The organism is Caballeronia sp. ATUFL_F1_KS39, assembly GCF_023630985.1.
Classification (GTDB): domain Bacteria; phylum Pseudomonadota; class Gammaproteobacteria; order Burkholderiales; family Burkholderiaceae; genus Caballeronia; species Caballeronia zhejiangensis.
In genome coordinates, this window is sequence record NZ_JALQDZ010000056.1 from 18898 (window position 1) to 39014 (window position 20117).

Annotated in this window: 15 protein-coding genes; 7 read left to right on the plus strand and 8 right to left on the minus strand. The window is 59.8% G+C overall.

What is annotated here, in order from left to right:
* Window positions 1–6: 6 nt before the first annotated feature.
* The 3 genes from NCR93_RS27765 to NCR93_RS27775 are packed head-to-tail and all read left to right on the plus strand — an operon-like array spanning window position 7 to window position 5340.
* Window positions 7–2313 carry a GNVR domain-containing protein gene (locus tag NCR93_RS27765; protein ID WP_250532311.1) on the plus strand — a complete coding sequence of 769 codons (2307 nt, stop codon included), beginning with the start codon at window positions 7–9 and terminating at the stop codon, window positions 2311–2313.
* On the plus strand, window positions 2310–3899 hold the full coding sequence (locus NCR93_RS27770; RefSeq protein ID WP_051996383.1) for an endo-1,3-alpha-glucanase family glycosylhydrolase: 1590 nt from the start codon (window positions 2310–2312) through the stop codon (window positions 3897–3899). The genes NCR93_RS27765 and NCR93_RS27770 overlap by 4 nt, the downstream gene beginning before the upstream one ends.
* Window positions 3900–3927: 28 nt before the next feature.
* A complete protein-coding gene (locus NCR93_RS27775; protein WP_175980254.1) occupies window positions 3928–5340 on the plus strand; it encodes a hypothetical protein in 1413 nt (470 codons plus the stop codon).
* Between the two features lie 31 nt (window positions 5341–5371).
* Here NCR93_RS27775 and NCR93_RS27780 read toward each other — a convergent pair whose 3' ends face one another.
* Both NCR93_RS27780 and NCR93_RS27785 read right to left on the minus strand, forming a co-directional pair.
* Window positions 5372–6337, minus strand: a complete 966-nt coding sequence (locus tag NCR93_RS27780) for an O-fucosyltransferase family protein (protein WP_008346301.1) — start codon at window positions 6335–6337, stop codon at window positions 5372–5374.
* 39 nt (window positions 6338–6376) lie between these two features.
* The gene (locus tag NCR93_RS27785) at window positions 6377–7327 is read right to left on the minus strand and encodes a GDP-L-fucose synthase family protein (protein ID WP_033536020.1); all 951 of its coding nucleotides are present in this window, start codon (window positions 7325–7327) and stop codon (window positions 6377–6379) included.
* Between the two features lie 362 nt (window positions 7328–7689).
* Here NCR93_RS27785 and NCR93_RS27790 point away from each other — a divergent pair, with 362 nt between their 5' ends.
* The 3 genes from NCR93_RS27790 (at window position 7690) to NCR93_RS27800 (ending at window position 11828) form a co-directional block, all read left to right on the plus strand.
* Window positions 7690–8808 carry a DegT/DnrJ/EryC1/StrS family aminotransferase gene (locus tag NCR93_RS27790; RefSeq protein ID WP_175980253.1) on the plus strand — a complete coding sequence of 373 codons (1119 nt, stop codon included), beginning with the start codon at window positions 7690–7692 and terminating at the stop codon, window positions 8806–8808.
* Between the two features lie 105 nt (window positions 8809–8913).
* Window positions 8914–10416: a mannose-1-phosphate guanylyltransferase/mannose-6-phosphate isomerase gene (locus tag NCR93_RS27795; RefSeq protein WP_372492601.1), complete on the plus strand. Its 1503-nt coding sequence runs from the start codon at window positions 8914–8916 to the stop codon at window positions 10414–10416.
* A 35-nt stretch (window positions 10417–10451) separates the two neighbouring features.
* Window positions 10452–11828 (plus strand): undecaprenyl-phosphate glucose phosphotransferase, encoded by a 1377-nt coding sequence (locus tag NCR93_RS27800; protein ID WP_175980252.1) that lies wholly within the window; start codon window positions 10452–10454, stop codon window positions 11826–11828.
* A 37-nt stretch (window positions 11829–11865) separates the two neighbouring features.
* Here NCR93_RS27800 and NCR93_RS27805 read toward each other — a convergent pair whose 3' ends face one another.
* Window positions 11866–12633, minus strand: a complete 768-nt coding sequence (locus tag NCR93_RS27805; protein ID WP_175980251.1) for a class I SAM-dependent DNA methyltransferase — start codon at window positions 12631–12633, stop codon at window positions 11866–11868.
* Window positions 12634–13542: 909 nt separating this feature from the next.
* Here NCR93_RS27805 and NCR93_RS32065 point away from each other — a divergent pair.
* Window positions 13543–14211, plus strand: a complete 669-nt coding sequence (locus NCR93_RS32065) for a helix-turn-helix domain-containing protein (RefSeq protein ID WP_241814125.1) — start codon at window positions 13543–13545, stop codon at window positions 14209–14211.
* Between the two features lie 109 nt (window positions 14212–14320).
* Here NCR93_RS32065 and NCR93_RS27815 read toward each other — a convergent pair whose 3' ends face one another.
* Genes NCR93_RS27815 through NCR93_RS27835 form a run of 5 tightly spaced genes read right to left on the minus strand, consistent with a single transcriptional unit; the run spans window position 14321 to window position 20112 of the window.
* A complete protein-coding gene (locus NCR93_RS27815; protein ID WP_481968744.1) occupies window positions 14321–15700 on the minus strand; it encodes an isoxanthopterin deaminase in 1380 nt (459 codons plus the stop codon).
* A 30-nt stretch (window positions 15701–15730) separates the two neighbouring features.
* Window positions 15731–17068 carry a nucleobase:cation symporter-2 family protein gene (locus NCR93_RS27820; RefSeq protein ID WP_175980248.1) on the minus strand — a complete coding sequence of 446 codons (1338 nt, stop codon included), beginning with the start codon at window positions 17066–17068 and terminating at the stop codon, window positions 15731–15733.
* A gap of 40 nt (window positions 17069–17108) precedes the next feature.
* Window positions 17109–18137 carry a CobW family GTP-binding protein gene (locus NCR93_RS27825; RefSeq protein ID WP_175980247.1) on the minus strand — a complete coding sequence of 343 codons (1029 nt, stop codon included), beginning with the start codon at window positions 18135–18137 and terminating at the stop codon, window positions 17109–17111.
* A 17-nt stretch (window positions 18138–18154) separates the two neighbouring features.
* Window positions 18155–18730, minus strand: a complete 576-nt coding sequence (locus tag NCR93_RS27830; protein ID WP_175980246.1) for a UbiX family flavin prenyltransferase — start codon at window positions 18728–18730, stop codon at window positions 18155–18157.
* The gene (locus NCR93_RS27835; protein ID WP_175980245.1) at window positions 18727–20112 is read right to left on the minus strand and encodes a UbiD family decarboxylase; all 1386 of its coding nucleotides are present in this window, start codon (window positions 20110–20112) and stop codon (window positions 18727–18729) included. Before NCR93_RS27835 ends, NCR93_RS27830 begins: the two co-directional genes overlap by 4 nt.
* Window positions 20113–20117: the final 5 nt, after the last annotated feature.

Consider the following 20117-nt stretch of genomic DNA (forward strand, 5'->3'; position numbering starts at 1 on the left):
CTACAGATGACTAAGGACTTCGCAGACGACGTTGCCTTGCCACGTGGCGATAGCGCGGAAACGGTCACGGAATCGTATATACGGTTTCTAAAGCGCAACTATAAGGTTATCGTCGGGACGACCGTAATCGTTGGCAGCGTCGCGTGCGAGTACGCGATCCTCGCAACGCCGATCTATCAAACAAGCATATTGCTGCAGGTTCAGGAGCCTCCCGAATCGTCGGGCAGAAGCTCGCTCGAAGATGTGTCGTCACTGTTCGCGGTGAAGCCTCGCGCTGCAGCCGAAGTCCAGAAGATAACGTCGCGCAGCGTGCTGGAATCAGCTATCGCACCGATGCATTTGGACATCTCGCTCACTCCGCGTCGCGATATCTGGACTCGCGCGCAATCGAAGTTAGGCGCGGCGTGGCGCAGAATCACCGGCGAGGCCGAGGTAGGCGGCGTTCAACCGGGTTCGGCTTCGATTGCAGAAGTGCCCGAAAGCCTGCGCAAGAAGGCACTGGAAGTAGTGTCGGAAGGCAACGGACACTATCGTCTTTTAACCCCCGACGGGGAGACTTTTAAGGGCAACGTATCGACATTGGAAAACTTCGAGACGAAGCGCGGTGCGATCGCGTTGAAGATCGATGCGCTTGCTGGAGGTGCCGGTCAGGTTTTCGATCTTCGGCGGCTATCGCGATCGGCAGTGGTCGAAAAGCTTCAGGAAAGACTGAGCGTCACGGAGCGAGGGAAAGAATCGAATATCGTCAGCGCATCCTTGGAAGGCACCGATCCGGTTTTCATTCGAAACTTACTTCATGCAATCGGCACGACCTATGTCGCGAGTGAAGAGGCGAGAAGAAGCGCCGACGCACAGAAATCGATGGAGGCGTTGAGCACAGAACTGCCGATACTGAAGGGTCAGATAGAGAAATCGGAGGACCGGTTCAGCCGGTTCAAGAACGAGACGGGCTCAGTCAATCTTAGCGAGCAAGCGAACGTCGTCATCAGACAGCTGGCCGACGTGCAGGCCAAGATGACGGATCTCCAAGTGCAACGGCAGGAACTTCTGCGAAGGTTCACGAAAGACGACAGCACGGTGCTTGCGGTGGATCGGCAAATCACTACACTGAGCGCGCGTGCCACGCAATTGGAAGCCGAAGCGCGAATGTTGCCGGAACTCGAGCAACAGGCGCTTCGGCTTTCACGCGATATCAGCGTCAACAATCAACTCTACGCAGGCTTGCTGGCGAACATGCAGCAGTTACGCTTCATCAAGGCCGGCCGGGTGAATGAAGTACGACTGATCGACGACGCCACGCTTCCTGAAGATCCGATAAAGCCACGGCGATTGCTCATTGTTGTGCTCGGAATCGTTGGCGGCGCTTTTCTGGGAATTCTGCTCGCGCTCGCGAGAAAAGCATGGTCGGGCAAAATCGACGGTCCCGATGATATCGAGCGGCGCACGGGTTTGCCTGTGTTTGTGAGTGGCGCGTTCGGAAACATAGCAGGGGCCGCATCGTATCGCCAAGGCATCGACGTTGCTCGTGCAGGCGCGAATACCACATCCAGAGCGCCGTCGATCGAGAGCCTGCGTCGATTTTCTGCCATCTTCGAGCATAAGATGCTCGAGTCCGGTTCTCGCATTGCGGTTTTTAGCGGGGTCAATGCGTGGACGGGAACATCATTCGTAGCGGAGCAAGTCGCGGCTCAACTTGCTCAGAGCGGCGCGCGCGTGCTCTTGATCGATGCCGACGCGCGCGCGGGACGCTTATCCAAGAGGCGAAACGCCGGATCTGCGCCCGGGCTATCGGATGTTATCTCCGGACGCAGCACGTTCGACGAGGTCGTTCGAATCGGCTCCGCAGGTGACTTCGACTTATTGCCGAGCGGAGTGCGAACGGACGGAGTACCTTCCAGCCTTTCGAGGGATACACTACGAAAATCGCTGACATCGGTTGGCGAGCGTTACCAGTTCGTCATCCTTGACGCTGCGCCGGTGCTCAGCGCGGCCGAGACGCTCGTCATGGCGCGGCAGGCGGGTTGTGTGTTCATTGTCGCGCGAGCGAATTTATCGAGAATCGCCGATCTGACAGCTTGCGTCGACGCGTTCGAATCGATCGGCGTTCGGGTAACCGGGGCCGTGCTTAATACCCTGGGCCGCAGAAAACATAACGCGCTGACAGCCGCCCCCGTCGTCGGCGCCGAGTCGTCTTCGACGGCCGGCAACTCGCGCGCTTCGCCGAGCGCCTTCGGCGGCGCTTCACTGACCACGCAACGCGAGGCGATTCGCGACGGCATCGCGCCTCGTCCATCGGGACTTCACGAGACATGAACGATCTGCAAATGTGTAGCGTCGGCCGGGCCGCCGCAGCCCGCGGGTGTCATGACGGATCCCGTCGCGCTGTAGCGGTCTTTGCGCTGGCCTCGGTGGTCTCCGTGGCGTCGACTTCGACGCGCGCCGCCGATCTTACCAGCGCCCAATGGACCGCCTTGCAGAAAAACGCACAGTCGATCGTCGATACGGAATCACCGGCATCGGCATTGCCTTTCACGATAAGCACTGCGCTCATAGGAACCGGGCGTCGACCTATTGTATTTGCTCATTACTTCACTCCATTTCCTCTCTCTATCGATAACCTTCCGGCACGTTCCGATTACTATTGCACGGAGTATCTGAATCGCTCCGGTGAAGGAAGCAAATACGCGAGCGTTGGCGGCTATCTGCGCGACCGGCCCTTACCCTTGGCCCGTTACACCACTAACGTCTACAAGCAGCGCGCCCTGGCCGTGGAGATACTGCGCGCGAGAAAGATTGACATAGACGGCTTCGGCGTAGACCTTCTGCAAATAAACAGCGGCTCGCTATGGGACGACGTGATGCGGGTCTATTCCGTTGCACAGCATGTCGCGCCCGACTTCAAGATTCTGGCCGAACCGGATATGGCGGCGCTCGATGGTGTCAGTGTGTCGGATATGGTCGCGGCCATACGTGTCATTGCAGGACAGAAGAACGCGTATCGAATGGCCGACGGAAGCCTTGCAATTGCGCCGTTCTACGCGGAGAACGTCAGCCAGAATTTCTGGTCGGATGTGATTCGCGGAGCTGCGGCTGCAGGCGTGAACGTCACGTTGATTCCCATTCTCCTCGATCCCGCCAAATCCGCCGACTTTCGCACAATCACGAATTCCTTTTCGTTCTGGGGCGTTCGAACGGTGCCGGAATCGACCGATAAAGGCGGTTGGGAAGATCAGGCGCTTACAAATCTCGAATCGTTCGGTGCAGATATCATGACGCCCGTCGCGCCTCAGGATTCACGGCCAAAAGACTCGGTGTTCTGGGAAGCGCAGAATTCCGCACTCTTTCGGGCGCAGTGGTCTCAGGTGACGTCGCGAGATCCAGCCTACGTGCAGCTCGTCACCTGGAACGACTACTCGGAATCGACTCACGTCTCGCCCTCTGTCGGTACGCAGTATGCCTTCTATGATCTCGCGGCTTACTACATCGAATGGGCCAAGACCGGAAATCCGCCGCCGATCGTTCGGGATAGCATTCTCTACTTTCATCGCAGGCAGATCTTTACGCCGGGCCGGTCTTCGACGCCGGAGACCGCGATGGTCGAAGAAGGCGTGGGCTCAGTCGTCAACGACATCGAAATGGTCGCCTTCCTGACCGCGCCCGCTGTCTTGCGGATAACCTCCGGCGGAACGGACCACACGTCGAATGGCGTGGCGGGCTTGAACGTATTCCGTGTTCCGGCGGTCTCCGGCGTACCGAGCTTCGCCATTATCCGCAATGGAGCCACAGTCGCACAGGTAACGTCGACCACATCGATCGTCTCGGTAGGCGCGGCGCAGGACCCGTTATACATCGGCGGAGGATCGGCGCGCTCGCCCGTAAGTCTGGTATGCAGCCAGTAGCGCGCTCAACAAACGACATGGCGGCCACATGAAAAGCCCGGCAAACGTGGTTTCATATCTTGCATTGGGTATCTTCCTGTTCGCGGCCGAGTTCTATACCCTGGGGATGAGTACCGGGCATAGCCCGCTGATGCTCGTGTCTCACGTTCTCTTGCTTGGCGTGGTCCTCTTTCACCTCGGCATGCACTTGTTCGACAGCAAGCCGTCGTTTGCGGACGCATCTGTCGTGGTGTTCGAGATAACTTTCCTGATACTCGCACCGGCTCTTCAGTTGGCGCATGACGCGCAAGTGCTCGTGAATACGATGCCCTTCGACGACACTTCGGCGCTGCATGCGAATCTCATATTTATCGTTTTTATTGTCACTTACCTTGGCGCGCGACATCTTCTTCCGCGCACGATTCAAGCGTCGACGGCCCGCGCTTCGGAACCATTGACGATCCGTTATGCGGCGCTTATTCCGGCCCTGGCGATCTGCGTCGTGGCTGCGATGAGCGCATTCAATTTTGCCAGCCAACTGCAGGCCGGCGATCTGGATGGAATCGACGTCACCCCTTTGGACATGATTCGCGCGAAGGTGCTTTTCTTTCTAATCGTGCCCGTGTTCATTCTTATCGTGTTGCATCGTCCTCGTCGAATCGGGCTGGTGTGGATTGCGCTCGCGCTTTTCGCGTTCGTCTTGCTACTCATTTGCCAGAATCCGCTGACGGAAAAGCGAAACGCACTCGGTCCCATCTATCTGACGCTGCTCGCATTGGCGTTTCAGCGGCACCTCAAGAGTCCATCCCGAGTGTTCTGGGCAATCTTCGTTTTGAGCGGACTGTTTTTTCCTTTTTCCGAGTTGTTCACGAACAGCAGAATCGATAAGTGGCCGCTTTCTTGGGCCACGATAGAGAGCTTCTTCGAGGAGCACTTCGCATCCACGACCTATGACGCGTGGGCCAATACGGAAGCCATTGTGGAAATGGTGAGTCGGGAAGGAATCAATGCGGGCAGGCAGCTCGCGGGCTCGCTGTTGTTTTTCGTTCCACACGCTGTCTGGCCCGACAAGCCTCTGGCGACCGCGATTCTGGTGGGCGAATATCTGCAGCGAAATTACAGCATGTGGTTTCTAAACCTTTCCGCGCCGTTGCCTGCCGAAGGCTATTTCGATTTTTCGTGGGCGGGCGTCGTAGCTTATGGTTTCTTGCTGGGTTATTTCTCGCGCCGCGCCGACGCGTTGGTCGAATCGCCGATACCGCTTCGGCGAGCGCTGGGATGCTATCTGTCGTTCTACGTTGTGTTCGTCCTGCGCGGGTCATTGATGGTCGCGGTCGCTTACGTGGTGCCCGTTCTCGTCACGTTTCAACTCGTGTCCGTGCTCCTCACATCGCGAGAGAACAGACGCGCCGAGCCGCGCACGGCGAGGCCGCTCTATAGCGGTATGGCACGTCGAAAGTAACCTCTCGCCGGTTTAGAGAACGGTGAGTGCTTCAGGCGGGGACGCCGCTCATGTTCTGCTCTTGCCCAATCCAGATCTGACTGTCGGGAAACCAGAACTCTCTGGATTTTGGCGGCGCAGCCAATGTCACTGGCAAGTCAGGATTGAATATTTTTGACCAGGCCGACAGATAGGACGGCATCTTCACAAGATGGCCGCAGTTCGAAAGCAGCAGACTCGATACCAGCGCTTCTCGTCCGATCTCCAGCCCGGGATGACCGCTGAAGTGCACTGGCTTATCGCCGTTGGATAACAGTTTCGCGGGCGCGACATTGATCGGACGCTCGAACGGCCACGCGCTGAAGAATTCGATGAAGGCCGGCTCGTCGCTGGAAACAAATATGTTGGTCAATTGCGGGTTGAGCATGAGCGTCTTATCGACAAGCCGGCAGAAATCGACCCACGGAAGCGTCACCGCTTCAAACTTCTTGTCAGTGCCTCTGAAGTGCACGCCCAACGTGGAGGCGCTGATCCCGAGTCTTGCGCAGGTCGATTCGACTTCTTCGCGGATGTGCGCCGCGGGCCGGTAATACGAGCGGAATAGATCGCTCGCGCTTCGCAGACGAAGCGCTGCGTCATACCGTTGCCGGAAACCCAGTTGAACCGGATCGCGCACGGTGGATGTCCGAACGTTATGCGACGTGGCGTGCCCGTTCTCCGGCCGGACGCTTTCGAAGAGCGCCGAAAACCAGTCGATCGTTCCTTTCACATCGCCGTACAGGCCGCCTCGCGCCGAAATTCGCGGAGTCAGGCGGTTCTCTTCACAGTGCATAAGGATGAAGAGAACCATTTGCATGATCGCGAAGAAGCCGCAGTTTTCCCTGATCTCGATCGAAAACACACCGTGATTCTGCCGCTGCCGTGCAAACAACATCGCGCGGCTGGGCGCGGCAAGCGAGTACTTGAATGTTTCACTACGACGGAGTTTCCTCAATTGATCCACCACCATGCGAAACATGTTCGATTCCTGTTGATTATGTTCGCGTGAATACCAGCGTCACGCGTCGACGTACCCGGTGCGCTGTGCGTTCTTCGTGAAGTCGGCATAAGTGGCCGCGATGCCTTCTCTGAGCGAGATCGTGGGCGTCCAGCCCAAAGCGGATAGCCTGGATACATCCAGCAATTTCCTCGGCGTGCCATCCGGTTTCGAGCTATCGAATTCCAGTGAGCCCTGAAAGCCTACGACGTCGCAGACGAGGCGGGCGAGGTCCGCGATTGCTATGTCGCGTCCACATCCGATATTGAACATGCCCTCGGCGTTATGGCTGTCGAGCAACGCGAATACCGCCGACGCCAGATCGTCGACGTGCAGGAATTCCCGTTTCGGCGAGCCCGATCCCCAGACCGAGATCGATTGGAGTCCGTTCAGCTTCGCTTCGTGTGCCTTTCGGATCAGCGCGGCCAGAACGTGCCCGTTCTGCAGATCATAGTTATCGTTCGGACCGTACAAGTTCGTAGGCATCACCGAGATATACCGCATCCCATGCTGGCGGTTATATGCCTCACACAGCTTGAGCCCCGCAATCTTGGCGATTGCATATGCCTCGTTGGTCTGCTCGAAGGCGCTCGTCAGCAGATATTCTTCCTTGATGGGTTGAGGGCAATACTTCGGGTAGATGCACGACGAACCGAAGAAGACCAGCTCGGGCGTGCGCTTCTTGAAGGCCGCGTGGATCACATTCGTTTCGATGACGAGATTCTCATAGAGAAACGAGGCCGGTTGAGTGGAGTTGGCGTGTATGCCGCCGACCTTCGCAGCGGCGAGCAGCACGACATCGATGCGCTCGTGCGCAAAGAAATCGGCCACAGCGCGCTGATCGAGCAAGTCGAGTTCCTGTCTGGAACGGGTAACCAAATGGTGATCGCCGCGACTGGCGAGATGCCGGAGAAGGGCCGAGCCGACCATGCCCTTATGCCCGGCAATAAATATCCGAGAGCCTTTATTCATGTTGGTGCTCAATCGTCCATTGATGTGCGTTGATCGGAACGTGAGGCCCGATGTGCGATTGCCAGATTAGCGAGGCATTCGGTCAATCATCAGCTTGTGGCGGACGTTGGCAAGGTATTGTCGCGACCGGGCTTTCTCGTCATCGATGACGCGGCCGCCATCTATGCGCCACGGACGGCTCATTACCCGCGAGACCCGCCTCAGCCAACGTCATGGCAGATTCGGCCACCCCGCCTGGCGCGGCTTTCCCCAATCCTATGCTGCGTGAACGCATGCAGGCCGTTACGGGATCGATTCGTCCTTGAACGGACCGGCTCAGACGAGCCATCGAGCATCGATCTTGACACCAGGAGAGGGACCTGATGATTCCAGTAAACGAACCCCTGCTCGAGGGAAACGAGAGGACATACCTGAACGAATGCATCGAAAGCGGCTGGATCTCGTCGGACGGCGTATTCGTCGAGCGCTTCGAACGCGCAATGGCTGCATATGTAGGCCGCAAGCATGCGATCGCCGTCGCAAACGGAAGCGCGGCGCTCGACGTCGCCGCCGCTGCACTGAGTTTCGAGCCGGACGATGAAGTCATCATCCCCACGCACACGATCATCTCCTGTGCGTCGGCGATCGTTCGAACCGGCGCGCGACTGCGGCTCGTCGATTCGAATGCGGATACATGGAACATGGACGTAGCGAAAATCGAAGCGGCCATCACGCGCCGCACGCGCGCGATCATGGCCGTACATACCTTCGGCTTGCCGGTCGACATGAAGCCGGTGCTGGACCTCGCGAAGAAGTACGGCCTGGCTGTGATCGAAGACGCGGCGCAGGCTATCGGGCTCACCTATGAAGGAAAGCAATGCGGCAGCTTCGGCGATATCTCCTGCTTCAGCTTCTACGCGAACAAGCACATCACGACGGGCGAAGGCGGCATGATTCTCTGCGACGACGATGCACTGGCGGCGCGCGCAAGGAGTTTGCGAAATCTTTGCTTCAAGCCCGAGAGGCGGTTCGTGCATGAGGAGCTAGGCTGGAATTATCGTATGAGCAGTCTTCAGGCTGCGGTCGGGCTTGCGCAGTTCGAGAAGCTCGATGAACGCATAGCGAGAAAGCGCACACTGGGGCGGCGTTACGAAGCGCTTTTGCATGATGTAAGGGGCCTGGAACTTGCTCCTGTTGCGTGTTCCTATGCCGAGAACATCTATTGGGTGTTCGGCGTGGTGCTGGATGATCGCCTGCCCATCGGCGCGGACGAAGCACGCGCAATACTCGCCGATGCGGGCGTTAGCGCGCGGCCATTCTTCTGGCCCATGCACGAGCAGCCTGTATTTCGCAAGCAAGGGCTATTCGAGGGCGAAAGTTATCCGGTCGCCGAGCGCATGAGCCGGCGCGGTTTCTATTTGCCGAGCGGACTTGCACTAACCGAAGCGCAGCAGGATCAAGCGGTGGCCGCGGTCCGGAACATGATGGCCGAGTATGTCTAGAAGCTCCGCAAGCCATGCTCGCGGACATTGCCTGCTTCATATGACCGTCATCAGTCGCATCGATGATGGGTCGTAACACCACGGAGTGCAGCCATGGAGAATGCAATGCGTTCGACCGACTCGATGTCGATGGCCAACGCGCTAGCGCCGCTTATGCAGTCTTGCCGTCGCATTGTGCCGGTCATACTCGCGGGAGGATCGGGCACGCGCCTCTGGCCGATGTCGCGCGAGCAGTTTCCGAAGCAACTGATTGGCGTGGTCGGACGTGACTCGCTGCTTCAGGCTACGGTGTTACGAATGGACGGATTCTCCGGCGACTTCGACGTCGATATGCATCCGATCATCGTGTGTGGCGAAGAGCATCGTTTCACGACCGAGGAACAAGTGCGGTTATGCGGCGTCGATGCGCGGATCATTGTCGAGCCCGCGCGTCGTGATACTGCGCCCGCACTGACGCTCGCGGCGCTTGCGGCCGTCGAAAGAAACGAAGACGCGATTCTCGTCGCGATGCCTTCCGATCATTCGATCGCCGATCTTGGCGCGCTGCATGAAGCGATATCGATCGCCGCGGACTACGCCGATAGCGGAATGATCGTGACGTTAGGGGTTCCGCCGACGCGTCCCGATACCGGCTTCGGCTATATTCGTCTCGGCGAAGCGCTGGAGAAGGGTGCTCATCTTATCGACCGCTTCGTAGAAAAGCCTGCCGCCGAACTCGCCGCGCAATACCTCGCTGCACAAACATACTGGTGGAACAGCGGCATCTTCGTCGTTCGCGCGAGCGTGTGGCTCGATGCCCTGGCGCGTCTCAATGCCGATATGCATGCGACATGCACGGCGGCACTGAAAGACGGCAAAGCCGATGGCCATTTCTTTCGTCCGTGTCCGAATCAGTTCGGCCGTGTGCCTTCCGATTCGATCGATTACGCGGTGATGGAGCATATCGGCGACGCTGGCTCGCCTTGCAACGGCGTAGTCGTGCCGCTGTCGGCGGGATGGTCAGACCTGGGATCGTGGGACGCAGTATGGGAGGCCATGGAAAAGGACGGCTTGGGCAATGTCGGAAGCGGCCGCGTGGTCTTCGAAGGCGCGAGGTCGAGCTACGCGCGCTCCGATGGCGGACGGCTCGTCGCGTGCGTCGGCACGTCGAACGTCGTTGTCGTCGATACCGACGATGCCGTCCTGGTCGCCGATCGCTCGCACGCGCAGGACATCAAGCGCCTTGTCGCGCGCATCCGCGAACAGCATGCGCCCGAGGCCGAAACGCATCGCAAGGTTCGTCGTCCATGGGGCTTTTACGATTCGATCGAACATGGCGAGCGTTTCCAGGTCAAGCGCATCGTCGTGGCGCCTGGCGCACGACTTTCGCTCCAAATGCACCATCATCGTGCGGAACATTGGGTCGTCGTGCGCGGCACCGCGCTCGTCACGCGCGGGGACGATCAGTTTCTGTTGTCGGAAAATGAATCGACCTACATTCCGCTCGGCGTCCGGCATAGGCTGGAAAATCCGGGCAAGGTGCAACTCGAGATCATCGAAGTTCAATCGGGTTCGTATCTCGGCGAAGACGATATCGTGCGGCTGGATGACTGCTATGGCCGTATCTGATGTTATCGACAAAGCTCACGAAGGCGGGGCATGACATGCGCGATATTCAAGGATTGCTGGCAAGGCTCTTCGATGTCGCGATGGTCGTCGGAGGGGCCACCGTTGCATCGCGGATCAGGTTCGACAACATCGCCGAACCGGGCTATTACGTGCCGTTTGTGGCCTTTGCTGCGGCGTTTTCGCTCGTATTGTTCCCGGGCTTCGGCGTATACGAGTCGTGGCGCGGGCGCAGCAAGCTCGTGCTGACGAGCCGCGTGTCGCTCTCATGGCTCGTGGTGCAGGCGTGCGTCCTCGTGCTGATGTTCTCGCTGCATCGGCTCGATGATGTCTCGCGCCTCTGGTTCGCGTACTGGACTGCGATGTCGGGCGCGCTGATGATCGTGGGCCGTCTCGTCACGCATGCGGTGCTCGCGCGCATGCGTCACGCCGGGATGAACTTTCATGACGTGGCGGTCGTCGGTTGCGGGCGGCATTGCGAGTCGATCATGAAAAGAATCGAGCGCGCGAGCCATTCGGGTTTTCGTACGGTCGCGGTATTCAACGCATCGCCCGAATTGCCGATAACTTCAACAGTGCCGGTCTTCGAAGATTTTGACACCTTCGTGCGCCACGCTCGCGAGCAGCATGTGCATGAAGTCTGGCTTGCATTGCCGCTATCGCAGGAGAAAGCCATTCTGCGGTTCGTGAATGAGTTTCGCGACGATCTCGTCAACGTGCGATTCATTCCCGACGTGCGCAGCCTGGCCCTCTTCGAAAGCGGCGTGAGCGATTTGCTCGGGGTGGCGGCGATCAATCTCGTCGCTTCGCCGCTTTCGCAAAGAGCGCTATTGCAGAAGGATGTTTTCGACCGGCTGTTCGCGCTCGCGGCGCTCATCGCGGTCGCGCCGCTTCTGATCGTTATCGCAATCGCGGTCAAGCTTAGTTCGCCCGGGCCCGTATTCTTCAGACAGCGGCGCAAGGGCGCGGACGGACGCGAATTCACCATCTACAAGTTCAGGTCGATGCGCCTGCATATCGAACAGTCCGGCATGCTGAAACAGGCTACGCGCAATGATCCGCGCGTGACGCGTGTCGGTGCGTTTCTCCGGCGCACGAGTCTCGACGAGCTGCCGCAATTCTTCAACGTCCTGCTCGGCGACATGTCGGTCGTGGGACCGCGTCCACATGCGCTCGAACATGACGATCTCTACCAGAAAGTCGTGCAAGGTTATATCCATCGTTACCGCATCAAACCGGGCATCACCGGATGGGCGCAGGTCAATGGCTTTCGTGGGGAAACGGACCGGATCGAAAAGATGGAGGCGCGCGTGGCCCATGATTTGTACTATTTGGGAAATTGGACTTTCGCACTCGATATGCGGATCATTGCCGCGACGGTATTCAAGGGTCTGCGCGGGGCCAACGCTTACTGAAGCGTAAGCATCGCGCCCGGCGTGCGCGATGCAGGCATCATCTCTTTCTCGCGACGAAGGTCGCCGACAGATCGGCGGCGCTAAGTTCGCCGCCCATCCATCTCACGCTGTCGAGCACTTCGAAGCCGCTGAGATCCAGCATCAACTCGACTTCAGGCTTGAACATATAACGCATGACGTGCGTCTCGAGAACGGTTTCGACGCATTGCGTCTTTCCGTCCGTCATCATGATGGTGTAGTTGACGGTGACGGTATTCTCATGAGGACGCATCAGCGGTTCGGCGATGCGGATTACCGCGGTTTCATCGCTCGTGGCGCGCTTGATGCGAACCTTGGGCGGGTCGGCCAGCACGGCGGGACCGTACCAGCAATCGAACAGAAAGAGTCCTGAGCGCGGCAGATGAGTCGCTGCGGTGTGGCACATCGCCATGAAATCGGCGTTCGTCGTCTGATAGCTTGCGACATGAAACAGCGAGACGACCGCGTCATATAGCTCTTCGGTGCGGACGCTTCGCGCATCGCCCTGCTGAAACTTCAGTCTCTTCGCCACCGTGCCCGGCAGTGAAGTCCGTCTCGCATCGGCGCGTGCGAGCATGTCGAAACTCATGTCGATGCCCGAAACCGAAAAGCCGGTGGCCGCAAGCTCCGCCGCGTGGCGTCCTGTCCCGCAACCGAGATCCATAAGATGGCCGCTGACTATTCCATATCGACCGAGCAGGTCGGTGACGAACGCGGCCTCCGCCTTGTAGTTCTTCTCGTGATAGAAAAGATCATAGTATTGCGAGTATCGCGTGCTGAAACTCATGTGAGCCACTCCGAATTAGAGTTGGTGCCCAACGCATGTCCGCGCAATGGCGCATTCGTCCAGGTGACCGAAGCGCCGCTCGATAACAAGTCTCACTTGACGTTCCGGTTCAAGACAGAGCGTAGCCTTCGCACGAATCGCGACTTCATGCGTGACGGAATTCGGCAAGATGTTGGCCGGGCCGCCTGTGCAGGCCGCGAGGCCGGTTTTGACAAGGCGATGACGGAAATAGAAGTTATGTTTCGGAGATCATCGAGTCTTCGATCCCGGAGGATGAAGGTGATCCGAATAGGTCATTCCGCAACACGGTCTTTTGTTTAGGCGCCGCGAAACGACATAGTTCGAACTCCGTATTAAGCGCCTTTCCATAACTTTCATGCACTTATTCTCAAACAGCCGAAGAGATCGAACAGTCGTGTTGTTATCGCGGCCGAACGCGCCGATCTCGGCCAAAACCATGCTTTTCGCCGCCATGGCGGAAAGAACGGATGCAATAGGAAACTACGCTCCCGAAATAGTACGGAATCGACGGCATTGGTACGGCTTGCGATCCGCAGACCTGCAACCGAAACATAGGAAGATAACGCCATGTCGAACGTTACAGCCTTCGGCGATGCAGAGTCGAGCGGTCTCTATCATGCAGCGGAAGAGAGAAGCACAAAGCTCATAGGAATCATGTTGTATGACGGATTTTCTCTTCTGGGCGCTGGAACGCTTGCCGAGGCGCTTCATATCGCCAACGAGTTGCAATCCGCTATCCTGAGCAATGGCGTGACCTATAGCGTTCGTCTCGTCTCCGCCCGCGGTGGCGCGATAGCTTGTTCATCGTCGGTCTGTGTGTGGACCGAGCGCTTAGGTGGCCAGCGCTTTCAGGGCTTCGACGCGCTATACATTGCAGGCGGCGCTGGCGTGACGCGCGCAGCTGCGGATGAAAGTCTCCTCGAGTCATTGAGAATCGCGTGTTCGCAAAGCGGCGCGGTCGGTTCGCTCGGCAATGGCGACGCGCTGCTCGCCGCCGCGGGCGTCGCCCGGCGCGACTGGGCTTCGATGGGACGCGGCGTATGGGGCGGCGGAACATTGAAAAGCACGACGTCGACCGAACGCGGCGATGCGCTCGTCAACTCGCTGGCGCTGGTGAAGCGCGATCTCGGCTATGACATCGCAACGGCTTTGGCAGACCGGCTGGCCTCGTCCAACGATCAGCATCTGCCAATCATGCTGAGTACCATCGGCACGACGACGCTCGCCGAGAAAGCGCAGGAATCCGCGCGCTGGCTGGAGCGCAATTGCGGCCGTCCCATCTCCGTCGGCGACGCGGCTCGCACCGTTGCGATGAGCGAGCGCAACTTTCTGCGGCTGTTCAAGCGTGAGATCGGTCTGACGCCTTCGCAATATCTTTTGCGTGCGCGTCTCGATTTGAGTTGCGAATTGCTTATTAAAAGCGACTTGCCGATCGACAAGATTGCGCGCAGGACCGGTTTGACCAATGGCGAAAGATTTTCGAAGGTATTCAGAAAGCAATTTCTGATGTCGCCAACGGAATACCGGTCTCGAAAGAAGAGCGGTGACGCAGTGTGATCGCACGTTTCGCGCTTCACAGGCGCAGCCGGAATAACTTCCTCCAACTCGATAGCGCAGGCATATCCACGTCGGGCGGAAAGCGCATCCTAACCATGGCAATGTCCCCCTAATCTGCCAACAGCACTTTCACGCCCTCGGCGGCTTCGTGTCGCAGGGCGTCGAGATCGAGGCCCGGGATCACGCCGTCATCCACGACCACGCGGCCGTTCACGATGTTGTAGCGAACGCGCGCCGGCTCGCCCGATGCCACGGGCGCCACGGCGAGATCGTGATAGCCATAGAAGCGCGGATCGTCGATGTCATAGAGAACGAGGTCCGCCGCCTTGCCGACTTCGAGCGTGCCTACTGCATCGAGACCGAGCACGCTTGCGCCGCCCGCGCTGCCCCAGTGAATCGTCTCCTCGATCGTCGTCGCCGATGCGCCCTGCGCCGCGCGATGCACGAGCCACGCGAAATGCGCCTCGTTGATCATGCTGCCCGATTCGTTCGACGCGACGCCATCGACCCCGAGCGACATCGGCACGCCCGCCGCGGACATTTGCGGTGCGGGGGCGATGCCGCTGCCAAGCCGCGCGTTGCTCACCGGGCAATGCGAGCAGCCGCTGCCGGTCTCCGCGAGCATCGCGATCTCGCTCGCTTCGAGATGCACGAGATGCGCGAACCACACATCGGGTCCGAGCCATTCGTGATCGGCGACGAATTCGACCGGCAACTTGTCGAAGCGCTCGCGGCAGAAATCGACATAACGTTGCGTCTCCGAAAGATGCGTGTGCATGCGCAAGCCCATGCCGCGCGCCGCGCGTGCGATCTCAGGCAGAAGATCGGGCGGCAGAGAGAAGGTCGGCGTCGTCGGCGCAACGACGACGCGGCGCATCGATGTCGCGCGGGCATCGTGATAGCGCGCCTTCAGGCGTTCGATATCGGCAAGCATCTGATCGAGCGTCTCGGGCTTTAACGCGACCTTCGAGAAGCCCGGATGATCGCCTGCCGCCTGCAACGCGCCGCCACGGCACAACACGAAGCGCAGGCCGAACGACGCCGCTTCGTCGAAGAGCAGATCGCCTGTTTCCGTGGTGCCTTCCGCGTGATAGAGATAGTGATGATCCGCGCACGTCGTCGCGCCCGACAAAAGTAGTTCGGCCATGCCGAGGCGTGCAGCGACACGCGCGAGGTCCGGCGTGAAGCGCGCGAGCCGCGGATACGGCACCGCGGCGAGCCATTCCTGCAGATCGGCGTTGACGCCTGAAGGCACCGCTTTCAGCAGGTTCTGGAACAGGTGATGATGCGTGTTCACCCAGCCTGGATAGGCGACGCACGAGCGCGCATCGATGACGCGTTCGTCGTCGCGCGCGTCGAGATTCGGCGCGATGGCGCGGATGACGCCATCGCGGATGCGAATATCGACGTTGCCGAGCCGTGCGGCGTCGCCACACAATCCGCTCATCACCGCGACGGGATGCTTGATTAGTAATGCTTCGTTTGAGATGTTCATGAACGCTTGTCCTTTCAACACGTTTTACTCGCGCACCATGCTGGGCGCAGGTACGACGTCTTCCTCATGTGCGCCGTTGAGCACGGCGTTCAGCACGACCGACACGAGACACGCGAGCACGACGCCGCTGTGCACGAAGGGCTGCGTCCAGTCGGGCATCTGCTTGAACACTTGCGGCGCCATCACCGGGATGAGCGCGGTCGCGATCGTGAAGCCGACGATCAGCACGTTGTAGCGGTTGCGCTCGAAGTCCACTTTGGAGAGCGTCTGCACCCCCGCCGCGACCACGACGCCGAACATCGCGATGCCCGCGCCGCCGAGCGCAGCGGCAGGCGTCGATGCGACGACCGCGCCGATCTTGGGCACCAGCGCGACGACGCACATCAGCACGCCGCTCACCGCCACGACCCATCGGCTGCGCACGCCTGTCAGGATCACGAGTCCCACGTTCTCCATGAATGCGATGAACGGGAACGCGGCGAACATTCCGGCTATCGCGCTCGCGAGACCATTCGCGCGCATGCCGCGCACCGCGTCTTCCTCGCTGATGTTCTTGTCGACGATATCGCCGATCGCGACGAAGAGACCCATCGATTCGATCATCTGCACGACCATCACGACGATCATCGTCAGAACGGGCACCACGGAGAACACGGGCATGCCGAAGTGAAACGGCAACGGCATCGTGAACCACGGCGCGTTGGCGACGTTGGCGAAGTCGCCCATGCCGAGCGAGCAGGCAAGCACGCTGCCCGCGACAAGTCCGATCAGCACCGACAGATTGCGCAGGAACGCATTGGCAAAGCGGTTGACGGCGAGAATCACGAGCGCGACGAACAACGCGACGCAAAGGAACGGCAACGCGCCGAAGTGCCGCGCGTTCTCACCGCCGCCCGCCCATTGATACGCGACCGGAAAGAGTTGCAGTCCGATCACGGTGACGATGCAGCCGGTCACGACAGGCGGAAAGAAACGCCGCAAACGTCCGACGAGCGGCGCGGCGAACATCGTGAACACGCCCGCGCCGATCACCGCGCCGCACACGCCCGCGAAGCCGACGCCGGGGCTCAGGCCGATCGCGATGACCGGTCCCACGCTGCTGAACGCGACGCCTTGCAGAATAGGCAGACGCACGCCGAACTTCCATACGCCGACGGTTTGCAGCACCGTCGAGATGCCCGAGCAGAAAAGCGCCGTGCTGATGAGCACGGTGGTGTCAGCGGGCGACATCTTCAATGCGGATGCGACGATCAACGGCACGGCAATCGCGCCGATGTAAGCGACGAGCATATGTTGCAGGCCGAGCGTGATCATCTGCCGCTTGGGCAGGATGCGATCGACGGGATGTTGGTCGGTGTTCATCAACGTGTCTCCTGATTATCGTTATCGGCGGCTGCGTTCGTCAGGCCGCGACAGGCACCGCAAGGCAGGCATGAAAGCGCTCGGTCAGCGCGGCGCGGTCGAGTTCGCGTCCGATGAACACGATTCGGCTCGAACGCGGCTCATAGCCCCACGCCTGCGCCGCGCGCAATTCGATGATGTCGTGCACGCCTTGCAGCACGTAGCGATACGGCTGTCCTTTCACGGCGAAGATGCCCTTCATGCGAAAGAGGTTCGTCGCATCCGATGCGCGCAGTTCGGCGAGCCACGCTTGCAGCGCGTCGAGTTCAATATCGGCATCGACTTCGATGCCTACCGAGCTCACGCTTTCGTCGTGGTGATGATCGTCGTGGTGGTCATCGTGATCGTCGTCCGCTTCGACGAGTTGCTGGGCAAACTCATTCGCGCCCACGCCGAGAATCGCGCGCAGATCGATCTGCGCAAAACTCGATTCGACGATTTCAGCCGTTGCGTTGAGCCCGCGCAGCCGCTCTTTCAATGAAGCGATGTCCTGCGCCGTCACGAGGTCCACCTTGTTGACGACGATACGATCCGCGCACACGATCTGATCGACCGCCTGGTTGTCGCGGCCGTCGAGCACGAGATCGTCCAGATGCGCGGCGATATGCTTTGCATCGACCATCGTCACGACGGCATCGAGGGTCACGCGTTGCGCAATCGGATCGTCGATGAAGAAGGTCTGCGCGACAGGATACGGATCGGCGAGCCCGCTCGTCTCGACGATGATGTGATCGAGCCGCTCGGGCCGCTCCACCAGCATCCTCACGATGCGCACGAGGTCTTCGCGCACTGCGCCGACGCAGCATACGCATCCGTTCGTCATCTCGTAGATCTCTTCGGTCGATTCGAGCACGAGCCCGCCGTCTATGCCGACTTCGCCGAACTCGTTCTCGATCACCGCGATCTTGTGTCCATGCTTTTCGCGGAGGATGTAGTTGAGCAGCGTGGTTTTGCCCGCGCCGAGAAAGCCGGTCAGCACCGTGACCGGAATCTTCTGGAACGCGTTATGAGTCGTATGGATGTGAGTCATTGCTTGTCTCCTTTGAGTCAGTCAGCTTTATGTTCTTTCCAGCGTCGAACCACGTTGCAATCGAGGCCGAAGAGATCCAGCACGCGGCCGAGCGTGTGATCGATCATCTCGTCGAGCGAAGCAGGGCGCGCGTAGAACGCGGGCACCGGCGGCGCGACGATGCCGCCCATTTCGGTGACGGCGATCATGTTGCGCAGATGGGCCAGCGTGTACGGCGTTTCGCGTGCCAGCAGCACGAGCGGGCGTCGCTCCTTGAGCGTGACGTCGGCGGCGCGCGAGATGAGGCTCGATGAAAGTCCGCCGGCGATTTCGGCGAGCGTCTTCATCGAGCACGGCGCGACGATCATGCCGAGCGTGCTGAACGAACCGCTCGAAATGGCGGCGGCCATGTCATCGCATCGATAGGTGAAGCTCGCGAGCGCGTTGACATCGGCGAGCTTGTGTTCGGTCTCTTGCTGCATCGTCAGAAGCGCGCTGCGCGAGATCGTCACATGCGTTTCGATGTCGAGTTCGCGCAGCAATTCCAGAAGGCGCACGCCGTACGTGAAGCCCGATGCGCCGCTGATACCGACCGCGATGCGCCGCGTGCTCATCGTGCGACTCCTTTCAAAATGGCGGCTGCACGTTGCATCGCATCTTCGCCGATGCGCGCACGTATGCCGTCGAATTGCGAGCCGCGCGTCGCGTCGATGCCCATGCGCGATGTGGTGCCTTCGACGGACGACGAAGGATCGAGCGGGCTGCCCGGCAATCCGCCGACGATGAACACATCTTCATGCGGTTGCGCATGTGCCGCGATCGCCCAGAGCACTTGCGAGTCGTCGGTTATGTCGATATCGCCATCGACGGCGACGACATGCTTGAGATACGGATCCCAGCCCAGCAACGCGAGCATGATCTGACGCGCTTCGCCATCGCGCGTCTGGTTCAGCGCCACATAGCAATGAAAATGCGTGCCGGAGTTCGGGTAATGCAGCGCAGTGACCGCTGGAAAACGCGCCTTCAGCTTCTCGCTCATTTCCGCTTCGCGCGGCAGACGAGCGAGCGTGAGATGCTCGGCATACGGACCACCGACGACATCGACGAGCCATGCATCGCGGCGGCGCATCATCGTATCGACGCGCATAACGTTGTTGGTCGAACGGTCCGACGAATAGCCGGTGAACTCGCCGAACGGACCTTCATCGGCGCGCGCATCGGGATCGATCGTGCCTTCGAGCACGAACTCCGCGGCCGCCGGCACGCCAATGCCATAACGCGGCGTGCGTACCAGTTCGAGCGGTGCGCCGAACAGTCCGCCGGCGATGGCGCGCTCGTCTGTGCCGAACGGCACGCGCGATGCCGCCGCGAGCATGAACAACGGATGCGCGCCGATGACCATCGCAACCTTGAGCGTGTCGCCGCGCGCCTTCGCCGTCTGCAACATGCGCCACAGATGACCGCGCGAATGCAGGCTCGTTGCGAGCGCGTTCCTCGCATGAAGCATCGAACGGTGATAGCTCATGTTCGCGATGCCGGTCACCGGATCTTCGGCGACGATTACCGCGTTCGTGATGTACGCGCCGCGATCGGTGGCGAAGTGGCGAATCATCGGCACATGCGCGAGATCGACCGCGTCGGCTTCGACGACTTCATCGAGCACGGGACCGCGCGCGACATACAGCGGCGCGATCGGTGCATTCGCGCGTTGCTGATAGGCGTCGAAGAGGCCGCGCGCATCGACATCGAACAGACGGGCGATACGCTCGCGCGATGCGAAGAAGTTGGTCGCCAAAGGCGTTGCGATACCTTCGACGTGCTCGCATACGAGCATCGGATGCTGCCCGCGCGCGGCAAGCGCGGCGACGATCGCGGTGACGTCCTGATCGGCGGACAACTGTTGCGTGAGCGTCAGCACATCGTGGGGATATTGCTCGCGATAGGCGTGCGCAAAGCAATGAAAGTCCTGCGTGGCGCGAAAGAGGTTATCGGCCATCGTGA